At 68.1% G+C, this 20,871-nt stretch carries 21 protein-coding genes and 2 pseudogenes; 12 read left to right on the top strand and 11 right to left on the bottom strand.

What is annotated here, in order from left to right:
- Positions 1–31: 31 nt before the first annotated feature.
- The 4 genes from mobC to DMA15_RS30495 all read left to right on the top strand — a co-directional run bounded on the left by mobC (position 32) and on the right by DMA15_RS30495 (position 3,690).
- Entirely contained in the window at positions 32–664 is a 633-nt protein-coding gene (mobC, locus tag DMA15_RS30510; protein WP_125515925.1) for a plasmid mobilization relaxosome protein MobC, read from the top strand.
- A 13-nt stretch (positions 665–677) separates the two neighbouring features.
- Positions 678–2,402 (top strand): relaxase/mobilization nuclease domain-containing protein, encoded by a 1,725-nt coding sequence (locus tag DMA15_RS30505; protein WP_125515924.1) that lies wholly within the window; start codon positions 678–680, stop codon positions 2,400–2,402.
- A 79-nt stretch (positions 2,403–2,481) separates the two neighbouring features.
- Positions 2,482–2,934, top strand: a complete 453-nt coding sequence (locus DMA15_RS30500; protein ID WP_164551856.1) for a hypothetical protein — start codon at positions 2,482–2,484, stop codon at positions 2,932–2,934.
- Positions 2,935–3,012: 78 nt separating this feature from the next.
- Positions 3,013–3,690, top strand: a complete 678-nt coding sequence (locus DMA15_RS30495) for a hypothetical protein (RefSeq protein ID WP_125515923.1) — start codon at positions 3,013–3,015, stop codon at positions 3,688–3,690.
- A gap of 379 nt (positions 3,691–4,069) precedes the next feature.
- Here the strand turns inward: DMA15_RS30495 and DMA15_RS30490 are convergent, their stop codons facing one another.
- The 6 genes and pseudogenes from DMA15_RS30490 to DMA15_RS37710 all read right to left on the bottom strand — a co-directional run.
- On the bottom strand, positions 4,070–5,107 hold the full coding sequence (locus DMA15_RS30490) for a DUF6615 family protein (RefSeq protein ID WP_125515922.1): 1,038 nt from the start codon (positions 5,105–5,107) through the stop codon (positions 4,070–4,072).
- Between the two features lie 464 nt (positions 5,108–5,571).
- Positions 5,572–6,258, bottom strand: a complete 687-nt coding sequence (locus DMA15_RS30485) for a DUF317 domain-containing protein (RefSeq protein WP_125515921.1) — start codon at positions 6,256–6,258, stop codon at positions 5,572–5,574.
- A gap of 78 nt (positions 6,259–6,336) precedes the next feature.
- Positions 6,337–6,825, bottom strand: a complete 489-nt coding sequence (locus DMA15_RS38155; protein ID WP_346428933.1) for a hypothetical protein — start codon at positions 6,823–6,825, stop codon at positions 6,337–6,339.
- Positions 6,826–6,927: 102 nt separating this feature from the next.
- Positions 6,928–7,281: a DUF317 domain-containing protein gene (locus DMA15_RS30475; protein WP_125515920.1), complete on the bottom strand. Its 354-nt coding sequence runs from the start codon at positions 7,279–7,281 to the stop codon at positions 6,928–6,930.
- 290 nt (positions 7,282–7,571) lie between these two features.
- Complete coding sequence (locus DMA15_RS30470) at positions 7,572–9,308, bottom strand: hypothetical protein (RefSeq protein WP_240660301.1); 1,737 nt, start codon at positions 9,306–9,308, stop codon at positions 7,572–7,574.
- Positions 9,309–9,632: 324 nt separating this feature from the next.
- A pseudogene (locus DMA15_RS37710) lies at positions 9,633–9,827 on the bottom strand (hypothetical protein); the annotation flags it as partial.
- An 86-nt stretch (positions 9,828–9,913) separates the two neighbouring features.
- Here DMA15_RS37710 and DMA15_RS30465 point away from each other — a divergent pair.
- The 6 genes from DMA15_RS30465 (at position 9,914) to DMA15_RS30440 (ending at position 13,775) form a co-directional block, all read left to right on the top strand.
- A complete protein-coding gene (locus DMA15_RS30465; RefSeq protein ID WP_125515918.1) occupies positions 9,914–10,117 on the top strand; it encodes a hypothetical protein in 204 nt (67 codons plus the stop codon).
- An 11-nt stretch (positions 10,118–10,128) separates the two neighbouring features.
- The gene (locus DMA15_RS30460) at positions 10,129–10,374 is read left to right on the top strand and encodes a hypothetical protein (protein ID WP_125515917.1); all 246 of its coding nucleotides are present in this window, start codon (positions 10,129–10,131) and stop codon (positions 10,372–10,374) included.
- Between the two features lie 309 nt (positions 10,375–10,683).
- Entirely contained in the window at positions 10,684–11,964 is a 1,281-nt protein-coding gene (locus DMA15_RS30455; RefSeq protein WP_125515916.1) for a hypothetical protein, read from the top strand.
- A 407-nt stretch (positions 11,965–12,371) separates the two neighbouring features.
- Positions 12,372–12,959, top strand: a complete 588-nt coding sequence (locus DMA15_RS30450) for a hypothetical protein (protein ID WP_125515915.1) — start codon at positions 12,372–12,374, stop codon at positions 12,957–12,959.
- Positions 12,960–12,987: 28 nt separating this feature from the next.
- The gene (locus tag DMA15_RS30445; RefSeq protein WP_125515914.1) at positions 12,988–13,308 is read left to right on the top strand and encodes a hypothetical protein; all 321 of its coding nucleotides are present in this window, start codon (positions 12,988–12,990) and stop codon (positions 13,306–13,308) included.
- A gap of 89 nt (positions 13,309–13,397) precedes the next feature.
- The gene (locus DMA15_RS30440) at positions 13,398–13,775 is read left to right on the top strand and encodes a hypothetical protein (RefSeq protein ID WP_125515913.1); all 378 of its coding nucleotides are present in this window, start codon (positions 13,398–13,400) and stop codon (positions 13,773–13,775) included.
- A 5-nt stretch (positions 13,776–13,780) separates the two neighbouring features.
- On the opposite strand, the pseudogene DMA15_RS30435 reads toward DMA15_RS30440, so the two are convergent.
- Positions 13,781–14,641, bottom strand: a pseudogene (locus DMA15_RS30435) (IS5 family transposase).
- A gap of 223 nt (positions 14,642–14,864) precedes the next feature.
- Here DMA15_RS30435 and DMA15_RS30430 point away from each other — a divergent pair.
- The gene (locus DMA15_RS30430) at positions 14,865–15,449 is read left to right on the top strand and encodes a hypothetical protein (protein ID WP_125515912.1); all 585 of its coding nucleotides are present in this window, start codon (positions 14,865–14,867) and stop codon (positions 15,447–15,449) included.
- 77 nt (positions 15,450–15,526) lie between these two features.
- Positions 15,527–15,703 carry a hypothetical protein gene (locus DMA15_RS36850; protein WP_164551855.1) on the top strand — a complete coding sequence of 59 codons (177 nt, stop codon included), beginning with the start codon at positions 15,527–15,529 and terminating at the stop codon, positions 15,701–15,703.
- Between the two features lie 34 nt (positions 15,704–15,737).
- Here the strand turns inward: DMA15_RS36850 and DMA15_RS30425 are convergent, their stop codons facing one another.
- From DMA15_RS30425 to DMA15_RS30410, 4 genes are all read right to left on the bottom strand, one after another.
- Positions 15,738–16,469, bottom strand: a complete 732-nt coding sequence (locus DMA15_RS30425) for a hypothetical protein (protein WP_125515911.1) — start codon at positions 16,467–16,469, stop codon at positions 15,738–15,740.
- Between the two features lie 202 nt (positions 16,470–16,671).
- A complete protein-coding gene (locus tag DMA15_RS30420) occupies positions 16,672–16,941 on the bottom strand; it encodes a hypothetical protein (RefSeq protein WP_125515910.1) in 270 nt (89 codons plus the stop codon).
- Between the two features lie 389 nt (positions 16,942–17,330).
- Positions 17,331–18,605, bottom strand: coding sequence for a transcriptional regulator (locus DMA15_RS30415; protein WP_125515909.1), 1,275 nt, complete (start codon positions 18,603–18,605; stop codon positions 17,331–17,333).
- A 413-nt stretch (positions 18,606–19,018) separates the two neighbouring features.
- The gene (locus DMA15_RS30410) at positions 19,019–20,638 is read right to left on the bottom strand and encodes a pentapeptide repeat-containing protein (RefSeq protein ID WP_240660300.1); all 1,620 of its coding nucleotides are present in this window, start codon (positions 20,636–20,638) and stop codon (positions 19,019–19,021) included.
- Positions 20,639–20,871 lie beyond the last annotated feature (233 nt).

Here is a 20,871-nt window from a genome sequence, read left to right as displayed (position 1 = left end):
ACCACACCCGCACCACGAGGAACCACATCCGATGACGCACTCGCACGAACCCCAGCCCCACACCCGCGGTGAGCAGGCCACCAACTCGCCCTTGTGGGGAGCAAGTTATCCGCCAAGACCGTCTTCCCCGTCGGGGAAGGCGGCCTCGGCGAAGCCCGCCCCGGGGGTGGCGGGCCCGGACCAGCACCAGGGGGCGCAGGTCCGGGAGGCAGCGACCGAGGGCGGATCGCAGCCGGGGAAGCAGTCACCGCGCCGCAAGCGCCGTGCTCCGAAGAAGAACACGCGCAAGCGCTCGCCGAAGACCGGCGCCGATAAGCGCGTTCATGTCGTCTACGTCCGTGTCAATGACAGCGAGAAGACTGTGCTCTCCGCTGCCGCGACCGCTGCCCGTACGAGCCTGCCCGCCTTCCTCGCCCGCAGTGGTCTCGCTGCCGCGCACGATCTCGACAACACCGCCGCGGCCATAGCCGGACGCCGAGAGACAGTCTCCGAGCTGTTCGCCGCCCGCCGCCACCTCCACCAGGTCGGCAACAACCTCAACCAAGTTGCCCGCGCCATCAACTCCGGTGCCTGGCCGGCCGAACTCGACGCCGTCCTCACCGCCACCCAGCGGGCAGTCCAGCGCGTCCAGGACGCCACCGATCAGCTCCTCCAGCAGAACTGAGAACGAGACCGGCATGATCCCCAGGATCCAGAAGCGCGGGAAGCGCACCATCGGCCTCCTGTACTACCTGTACGGGCCGGGCCAATTCGAGGAGCACATCGATCCGCATCTGGTGGCCTCCTGGGACGAGTGTGCTCCTGATCCCGGCCGCGACCCGAACGCCACCCTCAAGCAGCTCCAGCACCTGCTCGACCAGCCCGTCGAGAACGTCGACAAGGCCGAGCAGCCGAAGAAACACGTGTGGCACCTGTCCGTGCGCAACGGCGCCGATGACCGCATCCTGACGGATGAGGAATGGGGCGACATCGCACGCCGTATGGTCGCTGCCGCCGGCATCGACGACCCGGAGGAAGAATCGGGCTGCCGCTGGGCGGCCGTCCGCCACGCTGACGATCACATCCACATCGTTGCCACCCTCGTGCGCGAGGACGGCTACAAGCCCGACCTCGACTTCGACGCCGCCCGCGTTCAGGCCGAAGCCCGCGAGCTGGAAGTCGAGTTGGGGCTGCGTCGCCTCAACAAGGGAGATGGCACCGCTGCCAAACGCCCTACCAGCGCCGAACGCCACAAGGCCGAACGTCAAGGCCGAGAGCGGACCGCACGTGAGGAACTGCGCGAGACTGTGCGCCGCGCGGTCGCCGGCGCCGCAAGTGAAGCGGAGTTCTTCGGCCGCCTGTCCGCCGCCGGCCTCCTGGTCCGCCAGCGCGTCGCGCCCTCCGGTGATCTGCTCGGCTACACGGTCGCGCTGCCCGACGACCACAACAAGGACGGCGAGCCGGTGTTCTATCCCGGCTCGAAACTCGCCCCCGACCTCTCCTTGCCCCGCATCCGCGAGCGCTGGTCCACCAGCGCCGCCGGCCACAGCCGCGATACCGCCACTGACCGCACCTCCGGATCGGCGCGCATCAGCCCGTCGTCCGCACGGCGCCGGGCAACGACGGCGATCTGGCAGGCCGTGGTGGTCCTCGACCAGGGCACCGACGGGCAGATCGCCGCGCAGATTGCCGCCGCCGGTGAGGTCCTCGACGCGCTCGCCAAGACCTCGGCCACCCATACCCGCCGTGAACTACGTGACGCTGCCTGGGCATTCGAGCGGGCCTCCCGTTCCCACGTGCGCGCCGAGCGGGGCCACGACCGTGCCCTACGCCAAGCCGCCCGCGACCTCATCTACGGGGGTCCCGTACTGGGGCGCGGAGAGGACGGCGCCACCACCGCCATGGTGATCGACATGGTTGCCTTCCTGGTCATCGCCGCAGCCCACTGGCACGGCCGCAAGAACCACGCCCAGCAGGCCGCTGCCGCCCGCGAGGCCGCCGAACACCTGCGCGCGGCCTACCAGTCCGCCGCCCAGCATCCGATGGCCGTGCTGCGCCACCGTGGCCGTCGCCTCTCCCAACCGCTGCAACGCCGCCAGGTGGCCCACCTGCGGCAGGCGGTTCCGGAGCTGGCTGAGCAGATCCTCGCCGAGCCCGGCTGGCACGCGCTCGCCGCCACCCTCGCCGACGTCGAGGCCGCCGGCCACGAACCCGCCACCCTGCTCGCCGAGGCCGTCGCACGCCGCGAACTCGACACCGCCGAGTCAGTGAGCGACGTCCTGGTCTGGCGGCTGCGTCGCCTGGCCGATCTGCCCGCCGATGCCTCCGCCGTGCCTGAGCCGGGCACCACCACGCCGCAGCGCGCCGGGCGGCCGAAGCGGCCCTCCCCCAGGGACAACGCCCGGCCCAGGAGGGCAAGGTGATTACTGAATCCGCAAGTTGCAGCAGGTCAGCGGCCTGGGGCACTCTCCGTGTGCCGATCAACGACGAAGAGGGGGACAGATGTTTCGACGACGTGCTGACCGCGAGTTCCGTGACGCCCAGCTCGCCGGCCAGGCTCTGCTGGAGGCACAGGCGACCTGGGCAGCGCCCGACTTCGTCAGCCCGGCTGCCGAGCCGACGCCGACCGCGCAGGACGGCACGGGCATCGAGGAGGTGCCCGACTTCCTGCCGCCGGACCTTCGCGTGCCCTCACGCCACGAAGTCAAGGGACTGATGATGCGCTGGGAGCAGCCGCTCGTCGTCGATGGCGAGGTTCGTGAGTGCCCGCAGTGCGGCGCGTACCGGGACTGGATCGTCTTCAGCATGCGCGACGACACGATCTGGCTGCGCTGCCGCGCCGGCCACAACACTGCCGAGCCGCATCTGGACCCGGCCTGGTACAACCGCAACTCCGGTCCTGTGGACCACTTTCACCCCACTCTGGACGACGGCCTGCGCCACCTGGGCCACTGACCACCCGTAACCCCTCCCGCCGGCAGCGGATCGCGTGTCGGCCCCAGTCAAACGTCCGCTCCACACCAAGGGGTTCACTTGCGTCACCACACCACGGCCGCCCTCGTCCTGACTGCACTCGCTCTGACCGCCTGCTCCGCCGACCCCTCCGGCACCGCACCGACGGCCCCCTCTTCGCCCCGCGGTGGACACGACGCCGCCGACGCCAAGCCGCTGTCCTCGACCGCACTGAGCAAGCGGCTCCTGACCGAGAAGGACCTGGGCCAGGGCTATGTACGCCAGGCCGAGGGCACTCAGCACAACGACGACGTCACGGTGATCGGCTGCCCCGCCCTCGACAAACTCGGCGGGGACGGGGCGACCCGGCAGAGCCTCGACTTCCCGAACGAGGCGAAGGTCGCGTTCACCTACAGCGGCGGCGGCGACTCCGAGGTGAGCGAGGAGCTGTACAGCGCCACCGCGCAGAAGCTGTCCGACGGCGTCGGCCGTATCTTCGACGCAATGGCTTCTTGCCCGAAGTACCAGGTGATCTCGGGCAGCACCACCATCGACATGACCACTCAAACCGCGACCGCTCCCGACCTCGGCGACGATCAGTGGAGCCAGCTGCTCACCTACTCTGTCGGCGGGCAGCGTAGTGCCGTCAAGCAGACGGCGATCCGCACGGGGAACATCGTCGTAGTCGTCTCTGGCTCACCAGCGCTCGTCAGCACCCATCTAGAGAAGGCCCTCGCCAAGGCCCGCTCCCGTGGCTGAGTCGTCCGCCCCTGGAGACCGTTCGAAGGAAGGACCATCCCAAATGTGCTCTGCACGCGGCTACTCCTCAACGCCCGATGCACCGCCTCCCCTTTGGCTGGGCAGCGGAACGGCACTGCTGTTTGGCCTGTTCACCTCATCGTTCACCGGCAACGCCCAGTGGTGGCTGGTGGGCGTTGTCGGGGGAGCGAGCGTGGGCCTCATCGCGTTCGGCACCCAGCTCATCCTTCGGCACGCTGACGTGAATTAGGACGGGCACTGTCGTACAGGCGGTTTCCGTCTGGGTGAGGCCCGCAAGGGCTCCGGTAGCAGAACCGCTACACAGTGCCCCTGTGGATGTCGATTGGTATCCACAGGGGCACTGTCATGTCGCCATCGGCTACGAGTGGTACAGGCGCCCCCGCTCGTTAACCAGGCGTTCCTCGGCGTCCGTGACGTCGTACAGCACCACCGCACTCGTGGGAACGTCGGGCTCTGGCGGGCATGGGTCGTCTGCTTCCAGCAGCCTGAGCACACGTTGGGGAAGCGGCCTGAGTGCCGTCTGGGCGTCGCCCCTTGCCGGCGTCTCGTCCAGGCGCGTCCTGAGCTCTGGGGCGTCTCCCAGGTCTGAATGGTCTCGTTGCACCTGGCTCGGAGTCGAGAACCCTTCGGGATCGACTCGCCCCAGTGCTTCCAGTCCGGATTGTTCCAACGCCGCGCTTCGCCGCTGTATCTCCTTCAGTGTGGCGACGCCACGAGAATCCCGTACTTCTTTGGGTTCCTGCACGTCGCACAACACCTGATTCCACGGCGCGGACATCTGCCGGAGCCGCTGGTGGCTGATGTTCCGGTAGTGGCCGTACAGGTCATTGTCGATCACGAGTCGGAAGAGTGCCGCCTGCACATGGAAGGCGGACAACAGCGTGCAGCCGTAGTGCGATTGGTCTGATGCCGTATGACCGCACAGGCCCTGCGCAAGGCCCTGGGCGACGGTCCACGGCCCGCGGTGGTTGTACAGGAGGTATACGGGAACGCACTGCGTGATGAGCGCGTCATGGACGAGGAGGTCACACTGCAGAGCTGAACGTTCATGAAGCCAGTACCAAAAGCCGTACTGACCTTTTCGGGATTGTTTCTTGGCCTGGATCCTCAGACCAATTCCGTGAGACCGGTTGTGGATCCAAAGCTCCCAGTCGGCACCGTTGAAACTCTCCTGCCTCTTGGTGAACTGAATGGCTTTCAGGCGGTGTCCCATGGCTTGCCGCAGGTGCCGGATGTGGAGATCCGTGAAGGTCTCCTCGCCTGGTGGTGGAGCATGGCGATAGCCGTCACCAAGCCAGTGGAAGGTGTCGGAGGCCATCCACTTCAACAGGCCGCAGAGCGACGGGCGCTGGCCGGGCCAGATATCAACGGGACCGTAACGGTACGGCGTGATCATGGGCCTATCAGACCACTGCTGCGCTCACCCTCCAAGGGCGGGCACGACCCCCGTGTACGCCGAAGGCCCGCCAGGCCAAAGGGCCTGACAGGCGACGGGTGTTGGGCATGACCACGCTCTGGCGCTCACCGCTCGTGAGCTGTTCTCGGCGTCGCAGGGTCCACGCGCTCCACGGTGACCACGCGCTCGCGGCGCAGGCGCGCCCCGCTCAGGCGGACCTCGCGGCGCGCTCGCCCGGGCCTCCGTGCGCAGCGGGGACATGACGGTGACCCGCTCGGCAATCGCGGCGCCGCCCGCGCGGCCCAGGCGAGGAATCCGTTGGAGCCGCAGCGCTCGCAGCGCTGAGCCTCGGCAGCGGGCAGCGGGCAGCGGGCAGCGGGTTCGTCGGGGACACCTCTGCCAGGTCTGAGGTGTGAACGCGGCCTGCGGAGGGCAGGGCCCGACAACGTGCCGGGCTCTGCTGGTCAGCCGCGGTGGACGATGGTGAGTCGCTTCTCCGCGCTCTGTGGCAGCCGGTGGCGTGCCACCGGGGCCGGGGAGGCGAGCGAGGCGGCGAAGGCCGCGACCAGCTCGTGGGGGACGCTCGGGCTGAAGTTCGCGCACCACAGGTAGGGGGCGCCGAACGTGGGCTCGGCCCATGCCTGCCAGCCCATCAGGTCCTCCCGCAGATCGGCGTCGGCGATCAGGTCCGGCAGCATCTCGAGTGAGATGTGCGAGGCGAAGCCGGGATCCGTGGCGGCGGCGCGGGGGCGGTCCACGTCACGGATCCAGCCCTGGGCGCTCAGCGCCGCGACCACCGCCTCGGGCTCCTCGAAGCCGCTGTCGGGCACCCCGCTGGCGTCGAGCGCGACGAGGAAGTCATGAAGTGCCTCGTGCGGTACGCCGGTGGTGAAGTACGCGTTCCACTGCACCAGGGCACTGGTGGCGTCCGAACGCGCGGAGATCTGCAGGGCCACCCGCAGTCCGCCGAGGGAGAACGGGCTGCTGGCCAGGATCCATTCGGCGCCGCGCAGCTCGTCGGGGCTCACATAAAGCAGGGTGTCGCGGGAGGTCGGCCACATGCGCCACCCCAGGCCGGTCAGGGTGTCCCCGATGCGCTCGGCGAGGACGTCGTCATCGCCGGCCAGATGGCGCGGGGTGACCCAGCGCACGGCGTCCGGCGAAGCGGGGTGGGAGGGATCAGTGGGATGGTGCGGGTGCAGGGGCGCCTCCGTGGGCTCGGGGGTGGTTCACTGCCCGCCGCTGGGGCGGGTTCCGCGCCGTCGGCGGGGCGGGGCCTCGGTCGGTGCGTGCCAGGTCAGCGCGACCGCGACGGCGGGCAACAGGGGGCCGAACTGTTCGGCCTCGTCCTCGTCCGGCTCGGTGAGGAGCAGCACGGGGCGGTCCTTCTCATCGTGGGCGGCGGTAACGGGACCCGCGCGGTGGGCCATCGGGAAGTCGGGGTTGAGGGCGAGCTGCACGACGGCGTCGCGGTCGCAGGCCGACAGCTGGTCGAGCAGGTCGCCGACGGTCGTGTCGGGCAGGGCGCCGAGCGGCTCGGCGTCCTTGGCCTCGGCGATGAACACCACCGGCCGGCCGGCGTCGTCACGGGTGGGGACCACGCCGCCCAGGCGGCGGGCCGTGCGGGCGAAGGGGTTAATCCACAGGCGGGCCACCACGTCGCGGTCGCTGGCGGACAGGCGGTCGAGCAGATCGCCGACGGTCAACTCCGGGGCCAAGACGCATCTCCTTGCAGTAGCGGGCGCCCCCGCAGGGGCCGAGGGCAGGGTACGTGCCGCGCGTGAGCAGCGGCTCCGATCCGCGCGGGGCCTGCGGTCGGTTCACAGAGGCCGGGAGGTGGCCAGGACGCGCTGGACCGTGGCCGCGACGATCTCGGCCGGCGTCTCGGTGTCGAACCGGATCCGGTAGCCGGGGACCTTGGCGGCGCCGGTGACGGCGAGGGTCCAGCCGTCGCCGTCGGTGCCGGGGCGGCCGAGGGGGAACCATCCGAGGTAGAAGCGGCCGTCCTTGCTGCTGATGTGGACGTCGGCGCGGTCGTCCACGACGAGGTGGAAGAACTCGGCCTTGAACAGGTCGGTGACCATCGTCGGCTGGCCGGGGCCCAGCTGCCACGAGCGCAGCTGCAAGGCTTCGGTGGTGGTGGAGAATCCGGGGGTGGACGCGTCCACGGTCACGGGCATCACCTCTCTGACCTGGGGTTTCGGGGAAGGTCGTCTACGTTGACATGCCCCTGGCGGCTTGTACCAGTCCTTCCGCGATCTTTCCTGTCTGCCCCCGGCGAACTTGTCCGTTGTCATCAAACCGAGTCGCCGTCTCATCGAAGGCAGGCGACTGGCGCTCTGTCTCATCCAACTCAGTCGCCGAGTCAGGGCTTCGCCGGACTAGCTTTGTCGTGCCTTACTGCCTGTTGGGGTCCCGCCCATGGCAGCTCGTAGGTCGCGTCGGCGTTCAATTGGGTGAATGGTCACCAAGGGGCAGATGGCGTGCCATCAGGGTCGAGCCCATACGTCCACAGTCCATCTTCATCCGTCCCGCCAACCTTCCGCATATCGGCGAGCCGTTCCAGGGCGTCGGTGTCGCCAGCGTCGGCAGCTTCCAGGGCGATCCGCTCGGCCCCCTCCCAATCCCCGGCCTTCTCCCACAGCGCGGCGAGTAGGCCCACGGCCTCCTCGTTGTCGGCGTCGGCGGCCCGCCGCAGGAGCCGTTCGGCCCCCTCCCGATCTCCGACCTCCTCCCGCATCCGGGCAAGCTGTAACAGGGCGTCGGTGTCGCCGGCGTCGGCGGCTTGATGGGCGACTTGTTCGGCCCCGTTCCGGTCCCCGGCCTCGCTCAGCAGTACAGCGAGTAGGACCAGGGCGAATGTGTTGCCGGCGTCGGCGGCCCGCCGCAGGTGCCCCTCGGTCCCCTCCCGCAGGAGCCGCTCGGCCCCCTCCCGGTCCCCTTCCATATCCCGGGCCCCCGCCATCATGCGCAGTTCGGCAATCGAGGCCAAGGCATCGGTGTTGCCAGCGTCGGCAGCCTGCTGGGCAAGCCGGTCGGCCCCCTCCCGGTCCCCGGCAATCTCTCGCATATCGGCGAGCCGGGCCAGGGCGTCGGTGTTGCCGGCGTCGGCAGCCTGCCGGGCAAGCCGCTCGGCCCCTTCCCGGTCCCCCACCCCCTCCCGCAATCCGGCGAGCTGGGCTAGGGCCTCGGTGCTGCCAGCGTCGGCGGCCTTGTGCCACAGGTGGTAGGCCCAGTAGGTGCGGTGGCGCGCTTTGGCCGCGTATGCGATGTGGGAGATGTCGGGCTGGGTGAGGTGGTGGTGCGCGGCTTCCCAGAACGAGGCCGGGGGGCACATAGGTTTCCCGATGTCGCGGCCGTGTTGTTCGAGGTAGTCCGCCAGCCGGTAGCCGGGCCCCTGCGCCGTGCTGCCCTGCTGAGTGAGGGGCTGGGTTGGGCGTGGGCGGATGCGGCGCAGGGGGGCGAGATGGCCGTGGACGGCCTGCGTGACCTCGGCGAGGGCTTCTTCGAGCCAGTTGTCGTCGAGGGTGTCGTATTCGTCGCTGGTCAGGTAGTCGGTGGCCGCGTGTTCGAGGAAGGACAGTGATAGGTGGAGGCCGACGCCCAGACGGCGTGCGTCCATCGCCGCGTTAAGGAGGGCCCGGGCTGGCGGGGACGCGGTTTCGTATCGGCGCAGCAGTTCTGGCGCCCCGGCCAGGAACTGCGCCAACCGCCTGTCCCCCATGTGGTTCAGCGCGTGTGCGAGCTGCCGGTCGCCCGCCGCGGCGAGGGCCTTCGCGTCAGCGATTGCGGCCGTGTCGAAGCTGTCAGGCAGCGCGATCTGCCGACCGGCCAGCAGCTCCCGCACCCGCGGGTGCCGGTCTTCCACGCCCGGTCGGGGCAGTGCGGTGTAGGCGGTGGCGTACTCGGGCCACAAGGTACCCAGAACTAGCACTGGTCCGCGTGCCGGGTCAGTGAGAAGGGCGTGCAGGGCAGCGGCGATGCGTTCGCCCAGTCCGCCACCGGCGCCGAGGTAGTGCTGGGCCTCGTTCAGCCACACCACCGTGCGCGGCCCGACGCGCTCGATGTCGGCCAGGGCGGCTTCGGCCCGGGTGGGATCGAAGGGATGCCACAACCTCCAGCCGTACTCGTCCAGCTGCTGCACGGCCTCCCAGCAGGCCCGGGTCTTGCCCGTCGAGGAGGAACCAACCAGCACGGCCATCCGACTGCGCTCCTGCGCCGCGGCGTCCACGAGGGCAGACAGCTCCTCATCGTGCCCACGGCCCACATACGACGGCAGCAGGGCCCGCCGCCCTTGCCCGACCGCACCGCTCGGCCCGCTGCCGTATCCCGAACGCGTAGGGGCTTCGGCCGCGGGATGAACTTCCAGATCGTACGGATCCCAGTCCGCAATCGGCTTCCCCAGCGCGCCGCCCGGGCCGTGAGGAGACCCACTTACAGTGGCCAGCAAGTCCAGTAAGGGGCGGACGTCGAGGCGGAGGGCACGCGCCAACGCGCCCACCGTCTGCGCAGTAGGCGCAGGCGCGGTACTGCTGAGCGCCTGGCTGACCGAGGTACGGCCCAGGCCGGCACGGCGGGCGAGTTCAGTCTGGTTCAACCCCCGCGCGACCCGACCGGCCTCCAGCTGGGCGCGCAGCTCCGCCCGTGCAGCCGCCGGAACCTGCAAATGGTCCGTCCCCACGCTGCCCCCTGTGCTGTGCCGCTGTTCGCCGTCGTTCATCTTCGACCGCGCGAACCACGCCGAACACCGGATCCGCAAAATTCGGCACCACGACAACACCCGCCGTGCCGAGAGGGACTGACACCGTGTCCGACCGCACCGCCCTGATCCTGCTCGCCTGCGCCCTGACCGTCGTGATCGCCGCCCTCGCCGGGACTGGCGCGGGCTACCTCGCCCGCCGCGACCATGCCACCTACCCCACCGCGCTGGCCCGCGCCGCCGTAGCCTTCGCCGCTACCCTCACCCTCGCCGCCGCCATCACAACAGCCCTGGTCGCACTGGACCATTGAAGGAGTCCTCGGTGGAGATGAACGATCCCTCGCCGTTCTACGGCACCCATATTCCCGTGACGCCATCGCACACCGTTTTCCCCTACCCCGCCCGTACAGGCACCCGCGCGCTGGGACATGGCTGGGCAGGTGTCAGTTCGCTGCCGACGACGCATCCTGTTATTGCCAGCAGCACGGTCACGGCGACCTACACGATCTGTAGGGCACACAGCCGAGGTCCGCGGGAAGCGCGATTATGGCCCGCCGCCTTCGAGTGAGTTGAGTGAGACGACGACTGGCTTCGCTGAGGCAGGACAGAACTTGTCCTTGGACAACGATGTAGGAACTCAAGTTCCGTGTCGGAATCTCACGGTCGCGGTCGGATGGATGTCGGATCCGACATCCCGGTGAGACACCACAGGTGTCCTGACGCATCCCAGGCGGCGTAGGAATGCAGTCCAATCAGGCGGTGGCCCCCGGGTACCTTGCTCAAATTCCCGGTCAGCTGGACGGTGGAGGAGCGCCCCGTGGCCCCCTCGGCCGAGGGGGCCACGGGGCGCCCATGTCGATCGGGGGGGGTACGCCACATGTGGGACGAGGGACAGCCACTGCGGATCGCACAGGACAGGGGCGCCGCGCTCCTGGACAACGCCACGGTGGCGGGCGCCACCACCATGCTTGAGTCCCCGGGCAGCGCCACCCTGGCGGACGAACAGTCCCTCGCTGACCTTCTGGAGGCGATCGTCCTGCACGAGGCGCTGGTCATCGACAGCTGGGGCGACTCGGAGAGTTATCCCATAAGCCTGCTGCACGCCCCGTACTTCTCGACCTTCCCCTCGCTGACCGCAGCACGCAGCACTTCTCCTCCTGAAGGGGATTTGCTGCCGTTCACCACACTGCTGGTGAAAGCGACGCTCGACCGGCTGGAGCGGGCGTTGAGCTCGGGCGAACTTGCCGAGCAGCACCGACTCCTCCTGAGCAGGCTGGGAGGTGGTGAGTTGTTTTCGGCTCACTTCAACCGCTACTACGGGCTGACCGACATCCGGCCCGAAGTTGAGCATCTGTACCGAAGCGACGCCACCATCCTGCGCCAGGCCCTCGCCGGAGAGGCGGCCTTCAGCCGCGTCCACGCCCTCGAGGACGCCATCGACCGGGCGCTGCAAGGCGCCTCGGACGCCTTCCGCCGCTACTGCATGTTCCTGCTGAGGGCCTTCTATTACGAAGAGTTGGCCGACAAGCTGTCGCTCTCCTACATGCCGCACACTTACCGAGCCGAGGCCATGCTGAAGCTGCCGCGCCCTGGCGGCGGGCCATCCACGAGGGAGTTCGCCGGTGAGGTGGTGAAGCAGACGGGCAGGGTCCGAGCCGAGCTCGCCTCTGCCGTGCGTTTGAGCGTGACGATCGACATGCCTGCCATCGCGTCCATGCTGGCGCATTCCGTCGGATCCCGGAGCGAACTGCTCGCCGCCGCAACAGAGCTGCGAGGGCGCGAGTCCGTGGCCGCCTTCCGCAGGTGGGTCAGGGAGCAGGAGCTCGCCCTGCAGCACCAGAGCGACCTTCTGCGGCTGCGCAAAGCTATGGGCGAGCTCGAGGGAATCGTTGCGGATCTGCGTACCGAACTGCTTGGGGCCAACGTGGCAGGCGGTCATCCGGTCACGCTCCGAGTTACCACCGCCGGCGTGCCTGTAATCCCCGGGTTCCCTGTTATCGAGGGTGAGACCGAGGTGCACGTGCGGTCTCCCGCATGGCTGCGCAGGCTCCTGCGCCGCAGGCTTCCCCACCTCACCTTCTTCTCTCAGCTCAGCCGCGAGCTGGCGACGGGCAAAATTGCCCCCTTCCACCAGCGGCTGAGGGAACTGGGGAGTTAATCCTCCGCAAAGGCGGCCCCAGCCAGCCGCGGTTCGCTGACCACGGTCTGGTCCAGGGAAACGGCCGCTGGCGTCATTCGCGACTCAAGGTGTGGCCGACATCGAGCAGAAGTGTCCTGTCGCATTGCGTATGGCAGGGCAAGCCATGACTCTGCGCGACTCGCGCACTTGCGAGCGAATGGCGAGGGACGACACGAAGTTGAGATTCCTGCGTCCGACATCGCGTGAGACAACCTGCGAATCTGCAGGTCACGGGAACGCCATCTGACACGAGCGGCGAGACCCTACAAACGAACCCAGCCGTCCGCTGGCCCGGCTGGTCAGTCGAGTGCCCGACGGGGCCCCGGCCCCGTGGGTCTGCCGCCAAGACGTTGTGTCTTGTTGCGGGCGTCGGAGAGCCTGGTGACATGGCGACCATTCAGATTCGCCCGGGCCTGGCGCTCGACGACGTTCTGTACGGTGTGGCGGAAGCTGGCACCGCCACCCACGTCCCTCACCTGGCGCCCCTGACTTGGGAGACGTTCACAGCGCCGCCCAGCTGGACTCTGGTGCCAGACGGCTGCGGCAACGGGTACAAGGCGGAGTTGACGCTGCTCGGCACCCGCAAGGCCACCGTGAAGATTAATCTCTGGATCGCTCCGGACCTGCGTGGAGATCAGCAGCCAGCGCCGCACTCGCACCCCTGGGATTTCGACGCACACGTACTGCTCGGCGGGTACAGCGAAGACCGATACATCCCCGACGGCGACGGAGCAGTACGCGCCGAACACGGCGTCGGGCACAGCTCCGGCGGCATCAACACGGTGCCGCGCGACGTCTACCACGAGGTCACCGAGATCCACGAACCCGGCCGTACCCTGACCCTGATGGTCTGTGGCCCCCGGGAACATGGACGCTGGGGATACCTCGACCTGGCCACCGGCCAGCACCGCGCCGCAGCCCCCGACCTAGACTTCTCCGCGCGGCTACAGGCCATCAATCCCCGTCACCCCTAAAGGCGGGGGCGGCGGGGAGAATCAAAAAATGGGAAAAGATCCGCTGGACAGCGCTGTGGCCTGGGACCTATATGTGGCACTGAATCTGCTGGCCGCCTCGCATGCCCTGGAAGCGGTGCCCGGCGTACCAGGCGCGCAGGACGACCTCACCCACGCTCGCGCTCACGTGGATGTGCACCGCCGAGCGCTGAAGCGGGATGCTCCCGAGTTGCTGGCCCGGATCGACAACGTCCTCAACGGATGGGTCGAGCGTCCGACCAGCCGCCTCCTGGAACTCCTGCCGCTGGTAGACGAGCTGTCCCGGAAATCCGGAGGATCCCTGCCCGACACGCTGCCCCCCGCCCCCTGACTTCCGGGCCAGTTGGTCGGCTACCCAGCACGCCCGCCACCTACGACTAGGGCCTGTCTCTTGAATCCGCCCGTGAGATCGTCGTGCTCGTGATCGAGTCTTGGGTGATCAACGAAGACAGCCCTGTCCCTGTGTTGTCAGCGGGGGTCGTGGAGGCTCTTCGGTCGAGGATCGACAGCGGACAGCTTGAGACGTGGCTGGCCAGTTCGTCTGGACGGTTGCTTGCCTTCGTGACGAATGCCGAGCGAGCGATGGTGGTGCTGCTCGAAGGCGAGGGTGGTCCCGGCGAGCATGCCGTGGACCCCGGAACTGCGGGGTCGAGCGACGGGTTCATCCTCTCCAACGGGCAGGGCGACGAGTATCCGGATGAGGACACCGTCCCCATCCGGGAGGCATTCAGGCTCGTGGAGCACATCGTTGGCACGGGCTCTTGGCCTGCGGACGCACGCTGGGTGGTCGATCGCTGAGCGGGCTATCGCCGTGCCCAGATGAGGATCGCGGCGAGGTGGAGCGCGGCCTGGTAGGCGATGGCGAGCTTGTCGGTCCGCATGGCCAGGCCGCGCCACTGCTTGAGCCGGTTGATACAGCGTTCGACTGAGTTGCGCTGCTTGTATGCCTCGGCGTCGAAGGCGGGCGGTCGACCTCCGGCACTGCCTCGCCGCAGCCGGTGGCCGATCTGGTCCAAGGGCTGGGGGATTACAGCGCGGATTCCGCGTTGGCGGAGGTGACTTCGGATCGCGCGGGACGAGTACGCGCGGTCCGCGAGGACGGCATCTGGGCGGGTCCTCGGTCGTCCGGGCCCGCTTCGCGGAACGCAGATGGCGGCCATGACGGTCTCGAAGGCCGGGGCGTCGCCCGCCTGGCCTGCGGTGACGCGGAGCGCCAGGGGCCGTGCACGGGGGTCACTGGCGAGATGGACCTTCGTGCTCAGGCCGCCGCGCGAGCGTCCGAGCGCGTGGTCGTCGGGTTCGGCCCGACCTGGAGCCCCTTTTTCCTGGCGCCGGCGGAATGCTGGTGAGCCCGGCAGACGGTGGAGTCCACCGACACGGTCCAGCCGATGTCGTCAACGTCGTCGGCCGCTGCCAGGACCCGCGGCAAGGATGCGTTCCCAGGTGCCGTCCACGGCCCACCTGAGCAGTCGTTTGTGGGCGGTCTGGAACGAGCCGAGCTCGTCGGGCAGGTCCCGCCAGGGCGAGCAGGTGCGGTACTTCCACGCGATGGCCTCCACGGTTCGTCGATGATCGGCCCACCGCCGACCGCGGACCGGATCGGCCGGCATCAACGGCTCGATCCGGTCCCACATCGCATCAGTGATCACTAACCGAACGGACACATCCGATCAACTGACCAATCGATCAAAGAGACACGCTCTAGGTCCAATGTCAAGCAAGCCGAAACGACTGGATTCGATGACGAAGGACAGAACTGCTGCCCTTTGAGATCCAACCGAGGCGTTTGGCAGCGACCCCTGTCGCTTCGGCCTTCCTCACAGTGATGTCGGACCCGCCAGATAGACTTCTGCCGATCTTGACGAACGAGACACTGAGAGGAGGAAGTTGACTGAGATGAGCGAGTCCGAGCGGCCAACGCCAGGAGCGTCTGACCTTGAGATGGTGATCGCCACCAACCGGCTGGATGTCGGGTTCGACATCACCGGCGTTGAATTGTTGATCCTCGAAGATGAGCTTCGGCTAGCAGTCCGTGACCCGCGAGTTCGTGAGGCGGCGGCCCTGGGCTGGCAGTCTGACGACTTCCGGAAGATCTTTGAAGAGCAGCTACTGGGCAGCAAGACTCACGCTGGCCCCGGACTCACGTACACACACGTCGAAAGCGCGAAGACCCGGCTCGCCAAGGCAGCGGACGCCCTTCGCGCCGCGCAAGGCGTTCATGACCCAAGTCTCATAACTGAATATCTTGCTGCCCTAGCAGATCTGCTCGCCTATTACGTGAGCTTTCAGCGCCGCAGCTTGATGGCCCTACTCGCATCGTTGACGCCGAGGCCGGCCGACTGTGTGAACTGGGCACCGCGACCTCTTGATACATCACCTCAGGTCGCCCCTCGCGGCCCGAACCCCGCCCTCCCCGTGATCAGTCTTCGGGGCGGGCGCAGCGCGCTGGGGAGCGCCGTACTAGCTGCTTAAGCGACCCGCCGACCCTTGTAGGTCGGAAGGTGCAAGTCGTGTTCTTTCTACCGGACTCTGCCCCGTGGTGGGCTGTCTTGGGCATCGCATTCTTGTTCATCGCCGTGACCGGTGTGGGGGTCGTCCTGCGCGCGGTCTGGCCACAGCGGTCGAGTGACCGCAAGGAACTGCTGATGCAGCGGCAGCGCGCACGAGAGCAAGAGCGCAAGCGTCGTGAGCGTCGCGAGCGGCGGGAGGTAGAGAACCGGGAGTGAGTGGCGGGCGGCATGGGCAGACGGGCGGGCCACCCTATGCGCGGGCCGCCGCCCAGGCGGCCCCGAGTTCCACGAGCCTCCGGCGGAGCTGACCTCGCTGCTCCTCCAGGACCAGCGAGGTGGGCGACAGGACGAAGACGTTGCCCCGGCAGGGAAGGAACCCGAGCTGCTCCCACCCTCTGGCGATCTTGGCCGTGACGCGGCCCCACTCGACTTCGCTCCGTAGTCGGTTCGCGCTCATGTCGGAGATTCCGGGAGCGCAGGCCACGGCCCGGCATCCGGGCATCAGCCGGTAGATGGCTTCGGAAGCGAGGATCACGCCCAAGCCGCGCCCTCTCCATTCCTCGTGCAGGGTGACGCGGTCCATGACGAGCAGGGCGGAACCGCTGTACTCCAGCAGCTCTCCGACCTCGTCCGTGTAGTACCCCGTGGCGGGGTCGAGGAGGGCCTGCGCGATCTCACAGAGGTCCTCCGACGCCTCCTCCATGGCTGCGTACGCGTTGCGCCCGCGGTCGAGATGCACACGAAAGAAGGTCATCGAACCGGCCGCGCTGTCGCTCACGGTGTACGCGGGGCAGTCCGCTGCGTCACACGCGCCGGGCGCCGTCGGACAACGACTGCTGGCATGCTCCCGGCTGCGGTGGAGGATCTCCACGCTCCACTCCTCCAGGGTGTCCGCGTCGAGGGTGTCACTCAGAGTGTCGGTGTAGTGGATGCGCAGGCGAAGCTCGGTCGGGTCGCCGGGGAGCGGCAAGGGCTCGATCACTGCAGCAGCCTAGCCACGTGTCCTGTGCCGCCGATTCCCAATGCGGTCTGTCAAGCCGCGAGGACGGCCGGCGGCGTGAGTTCGTAGCACCGTCCGTCGCGCAGCAGGGCCCAGAGGACGTTCACGCGGCGTCGGGCGAGAGCGAGGACGGCCTGGGTCTGCTCGATTGCTTCGGGCGATGCCCCGCATTCGGCGCGATTGGTTAGCGCTCGTGCTCGCCGTTGCCGGTGTCCAGTTCGGGCTCGCCGGCCATGGCACGCAGCATCGCGGCGGCCTGGGTGTCGGTGAGCACGGTGCCGGCGGCCCGGCGGCGCGCGTCCTCGGCAAGGCCGAGCTCGGCCTCCAGCGCGAGCACCGCTGGAGGCGCGTCGGCGGAGGGCGTTCCGTCAGGTTTGTGGCCGAGACAGAGGAGCGGCTCCGGCAGGTCACCGCAACGACGGCAGCGCAGATCATCGGGGACGGGCTCGGACATTTCGCCTCCTTGACCTGCAGTACTCAACCATCGCTGACGCTAACTCGCATTCACCAAGATCCGATGGCAAACGGTCAAGGTTCACTGGGACGGGACACCACGTGTCCTGTCGCAGCGAAGGCTGAGTGTTCTCATCGAATATTGAGTGGTGCCGCTATCAGGAGGAGACGGCCAAGGCCAGCGAGGCGACCGCGGTGGCGAAGTAGAACCCGGGAAATGAGGTGGCCCTACGCTTTCGGACTCAATAACCACACACCATCACCTGCTGGGCACTACGACTCCGTCCACGTCACCTACAAGGACTGGCGATCATCGGCCGGGTCCTCACATCCGAGGGGCGGTGGGTCACGGCTGAAGGTCCATGACCGGTGCGCTGCGGGACACAGTGCTCACGTCGGCGCACAGCCGGGTGGCGCGAGAAGCATCTCCTGGTGCTGCTGGGCCAGCTGAAGGAGTCCCGCCAAAGGGGACGACAGGAGATGGCGTTTCGCCTGGAGGTCTGCGATGCCGGCCTCAGTGAACGGCAGCCCCCTCACGGCGCCATCGGGCCTCTGACTGATCACATGGCCTTCATCGTTCTCCTTCACCGCCTCAGCGAAGACGGTGTCGAAGGTGTGGGCTTCGAACACCGCCACGGTTAGCACGCACACGGCGAGGTGCAGCGGTTCCAAACCCATGCCGAAGCACCAAACCCGCAAAGAGCCATCGTCCAGTGCTGCGTCGAGCAGGCTGTAAGGAGGTTGGCCGTAGTCGACCTCGGTGCCGCCGTCTCCGGTCGCCTCCGGAGCACCGAGCAATTCCTCGTTGTACTCGCGCATGATGACGCGCCACAGCGAGAGGTCCCGCCGGTGTGCGTGGGGTGATAGAGAGGCGGGCTGGATCATACCGCCGGGGAGCGGCCCGAATATCTCCTCCCCCGTGGCGACCTTGCCCTTGCCTCTCAAGAGCAGGAGGAAGGACGCCTGGCCGTCGGGGGTGCGCCGTAGAGTCAGGGTGCCGACGGACGGTAGTACCTTGCGCCGCCCCAGAAGCAGGGGGTCGTCAGTGAGGAGCCGGCGGATGGGCAGACCCCAGAACGGCAGGCGTCCCGGCTTCCGCCGTGTGGCCTCGGCGAGTTCATGGGCGAGGGCCTCGTTCTGGTCGATGAGGTCGAAGTACTGGCCGGGCCCGAAATCCAGGCTAGGCCCGTCCGCATGCGACCAGTCGGCCCGGAGCAGCCGGAAGGAGGGGCGGTCTTCGAAGAGTGCGGGCCGAGCCAGGTCGCCCATGGCCGAGGAATATCGCTGGTACCTCCGGGTCCTAGTCTCCTGCGGCAAGTACCGCCGTGTCGCTCGGAGCAGGGCCGGGTCGGGCGGCGGCGGATTCTCCTGCCAGGTGAGTGTCACCTGCCGCAGCGGGACTGGTCGCGGCGGACGCATCGCCGGTTCCCACAGCAGTGTGGAGGTCCCAATCCGCTCGAGTGCGGGGCGTGCACGCACGTGGATGTCGGCGGCCGCCTCGGAGAGTTCCCCGAAGCGGGCCCCCATGTCCTTCCGCCCGTCGACGAAGGACCGCTGTGACTCCCCGCCTCTTTCGGGAGTAAGCGCGCCTCGTCCGTAGTAGACGCCGACACCGGCGAGCAAAAGGCTCGCCAGGCTGATCCACAGCTCTGGCGACCAGTCCATGTGCTCTCCCCTCGCCCCCATCACCACCTCAGCGGTGGCCGACGCGTGTGTCTTACCCCTGTGTTTGGCCGACCACGCCGCCACACGTCGGGGCCTTTAATGAGGACTGGGCCGGCAGGTCATCGGCGTGCTGCCCGGCCGGGTCGGTACTTCCGGCGTGGTCTCGTTGAACAGCTCGCCCAGGACCGGCTGGCACTCAATGTTCGGTGAGAACGCTCAATCTTCGTTGCGACAGGGCACCACGCGAAGGGACGGAGCGTCACGACGTGCGAGAGGTGATCGAGCCGTGAGTGGGCGTCGGGCAGCAGCGAAGATTTCAGCGAGCGGGCCTTTGAACTGGGCACCGCAATCTCCCGCGCGCTGGCCTGCGTTGGTTCGAGTGCACCGGTCGTTTCAGTGTCGGGTGGCGGGAGTCAGCGTTTGACGCGGTTGCGGACGGCGAAGACGGCCAGGCCCAGAAGGACGGGTTCGGTGAGCCGGGAGGTCATTTCGATGTAGGTGCCGGTGGTGGTCAGGTCCTGATCGGCGGAGCGGAAGACGACCGAGTTGAGGGTGACGTTCAGGGCCTTCTCGAAGCGCTCGCCGGTGAACCGTTGTCCGGTGGGATGGTGCGGATCGTCCTTGCTGATCTCGAAGGTCACTTTCCCGCCGCCGGACGGCACGGTGCCGGTGGCTACCTGCTTCGGATCGTTGTTGGGGAGTCCGAAGCCCATCAGGAGCAGGATGGTGAGGAGCATGGCCGCGGCGAGCCAGCTCAACGCCCGGTAGGCGCGCAGGCCATAGCCGGACAGGGCCCAGTAGGCGGTGAGAAGGGTTCGTTCGTTTCGGGGGATGTCGTCGGCGTGGCGGCGCATCTCCATTTCCCCGTAGTAGAAGTCGGCGGCCCCGGGTTCGTGCTTGGCGTCCTCGAATGCTTTGCGCAGTGCCCGGTATACCGGTGCCAGTTGCAGCGGCCCGACGTGGGCGGCGCCGGATGGGGCTGCTTGCCAGCCGGGGGCTGCGGCTGGCTGCCGCGCCCGCCAGTGGTGTTCTTCGACGAGGGTGCGCCGCCGGGTGAACCGTGCGGGGTGCCAGCAGCGCCGCCAGTGCACGGAGCGCGGGACCGTGTTGAAGAGGCAGGCGCCCTCCAGACGCAGTTGGTCCAGGTGCACGGTCCCGGTGAACAGGCACTCCGACAGGTCTACGTCGGCGAGGACCAGGTGGGCCGCGTCCACCCCGCGTAGCGAGGCGATGCGCACCGCGGCGTCGGACGTGCTGGTAAGGGGCTCTTCTGGCACCTGGTGGCCGTTGGGGAGTACAAACGGGTCGGGTTCCGCCCCGATGGTGAGCGGATATTCGAAGACCGCGTGGGTGAAGTCCACCGTGGCGTGGCGCAGACGTACCTCGGCCGTCGACGACCAGCGGGTCCGTCGGCACTCCAGGCGGCGCGCGGCAACCCAGAGGCTCACAGGCCCGCCGAACACCGCCCCGAATAAGCTGACCTGCCCGGCGCATACCAACGGCCCGAGACGTGACGCCCTTTCGAAGGTCACCGACTCAAACCCGACGCTGCGCTCGAAGGTCACCGACTCAAACCCGACGTTGCGCTCGAAGGTCACCGACCCGAACCCGGCGTTGTTCTTGAAAGTCGCTGATCCGAAGTCGGCGTAGTCCTCGAAGGTCGCCGATCCGAACCCGGCTCCGCTCTTGAAGGTCGCCCGCGTGAACCTGGCTTCGCCCTTGAAGGTCGCCAACCTGAACTCGGCGTAGTTCTCGAAGGTGGCCGACGCGAACCCGGAGTCGCCCTTGAAGGTGGCCGACTCGAACGTGGCGTCGTACGTGAAGGTCGCCGATCCGAATCCGGCGTAGTCCTCGAAGGCGGCCGACGCGAAGTCGGCGTAGTCCTTGAAGGCGGCCGACGCGAACACGGCGTAGCCGAGGCGTGGGTATCCGGTTGCGGGGTCACGGAGGGCATTGAGGAGGGCAGCGAGGAGGGGCCGGGTGAAGGGGGTGCCGCGGTGGTCGATGTCGGCACCGGGGGACAAACCCGCCAGGTAGGCATCGCGGTCAGAATTGGCCAGGTGGGCGAGGCACGCGGTGTGGCCAGAGACGAGGATGCCGGGGCAACCGACGGGATCGCTGGCGGGGTCCGCGCCGTGCTGGCAGTGCTGCCATGGAGGCGCAGGGGCTGGTTCGAGGCTTGGCTGGGACATACCCGAAGGACGATTGAGGGCGACCACCGGTTGCCGACCTCGCCTCATGGCCGCAGCCGCTTGGCTCTGCCGTC

The sequence above is a fragment of the Streptomyces sp. WAC 01529 genome (assembly GCF_003945545.1).
In the GTDB taxonomy this organism is placed as follows: Bacteria; Actinomycetota; Actinomycetes; order Streptomycetales; family Streptomycetaceae; genus Streptomyces; species Streptomyces anatolicus.
This window is presented reverse-complemented; position numbering and strand designations above follow the sequence as displayed.

Coding starts and splice junctions, on each gene's coding strand:
- mobC (WP_125515925.1), top strand. CDS start 32: ATGACGCACTCGCACGAACCCCAGCCCCACACCCGCGGTGAGCAGGCC.
- DMA15_RS30505 (WP_125515924.1), top strand. CDS start 678: ATGATCCCCAGGATCCAGAAGCGCGGGAAGCGCACCATCGGCCTCCTG.
- DMA15_RS30500 (WP_164551856.1), top strand. CDS start 2,482: ATGTTTCGACGACGTGCTGACCGCGAGTTCCGTGACGCCCAGCTCGCC.
- DMA15_RS30490 (WP_125515922.1), bottom strand. CDS start 5,107: ATGATCACGCCGTACCGTTACGGTCCCGTTGATATCTGGCCCGGCCAG.
- DMA15_RS30470 (WP_240660301.1), bottom strand. CDS start 9,308: ATGGCCGTGCTGGTTGGTTCCTCCTCGACGGGCAAGACCCGGGCCTGC.
- DMA15_RS30455 (WP_125515916.1), top strand. CDS start 10,684: ATGTGGGACGAGGGACAGCCACTGCGGATCGCACAGGACAGGGGCGCC.
- DMA15_RS30450 (WP_125515915.1), top strand. CDS start 12,372: ATGGCGACCATTCAGATTCGCCCGGGCCTGGCGCTCGACGACGTTCTG.
- DMA15_RS30445 (WP_125515914.1), top strand. CDS start 12,988: ATGGGAAAAGATCCGCTGGACAGCGCTGTGGCCTGGGACCTATATGTG.
- DMA15_RS30420 (WP_125515910.1), bottom strand. CDS start 16,941: ATGTCCGAGCCCGTCCCCGATGATCTGCGCTGCCGTCGTTGCGGTGAC.
- DMA15_RS30415 (WP_125515909.1), bottom strand. CDS start 18,605: ATGGACTGGTCGCCAGAGCTGTGGATCAGCCTGGCGAGCCTTTTGCTC.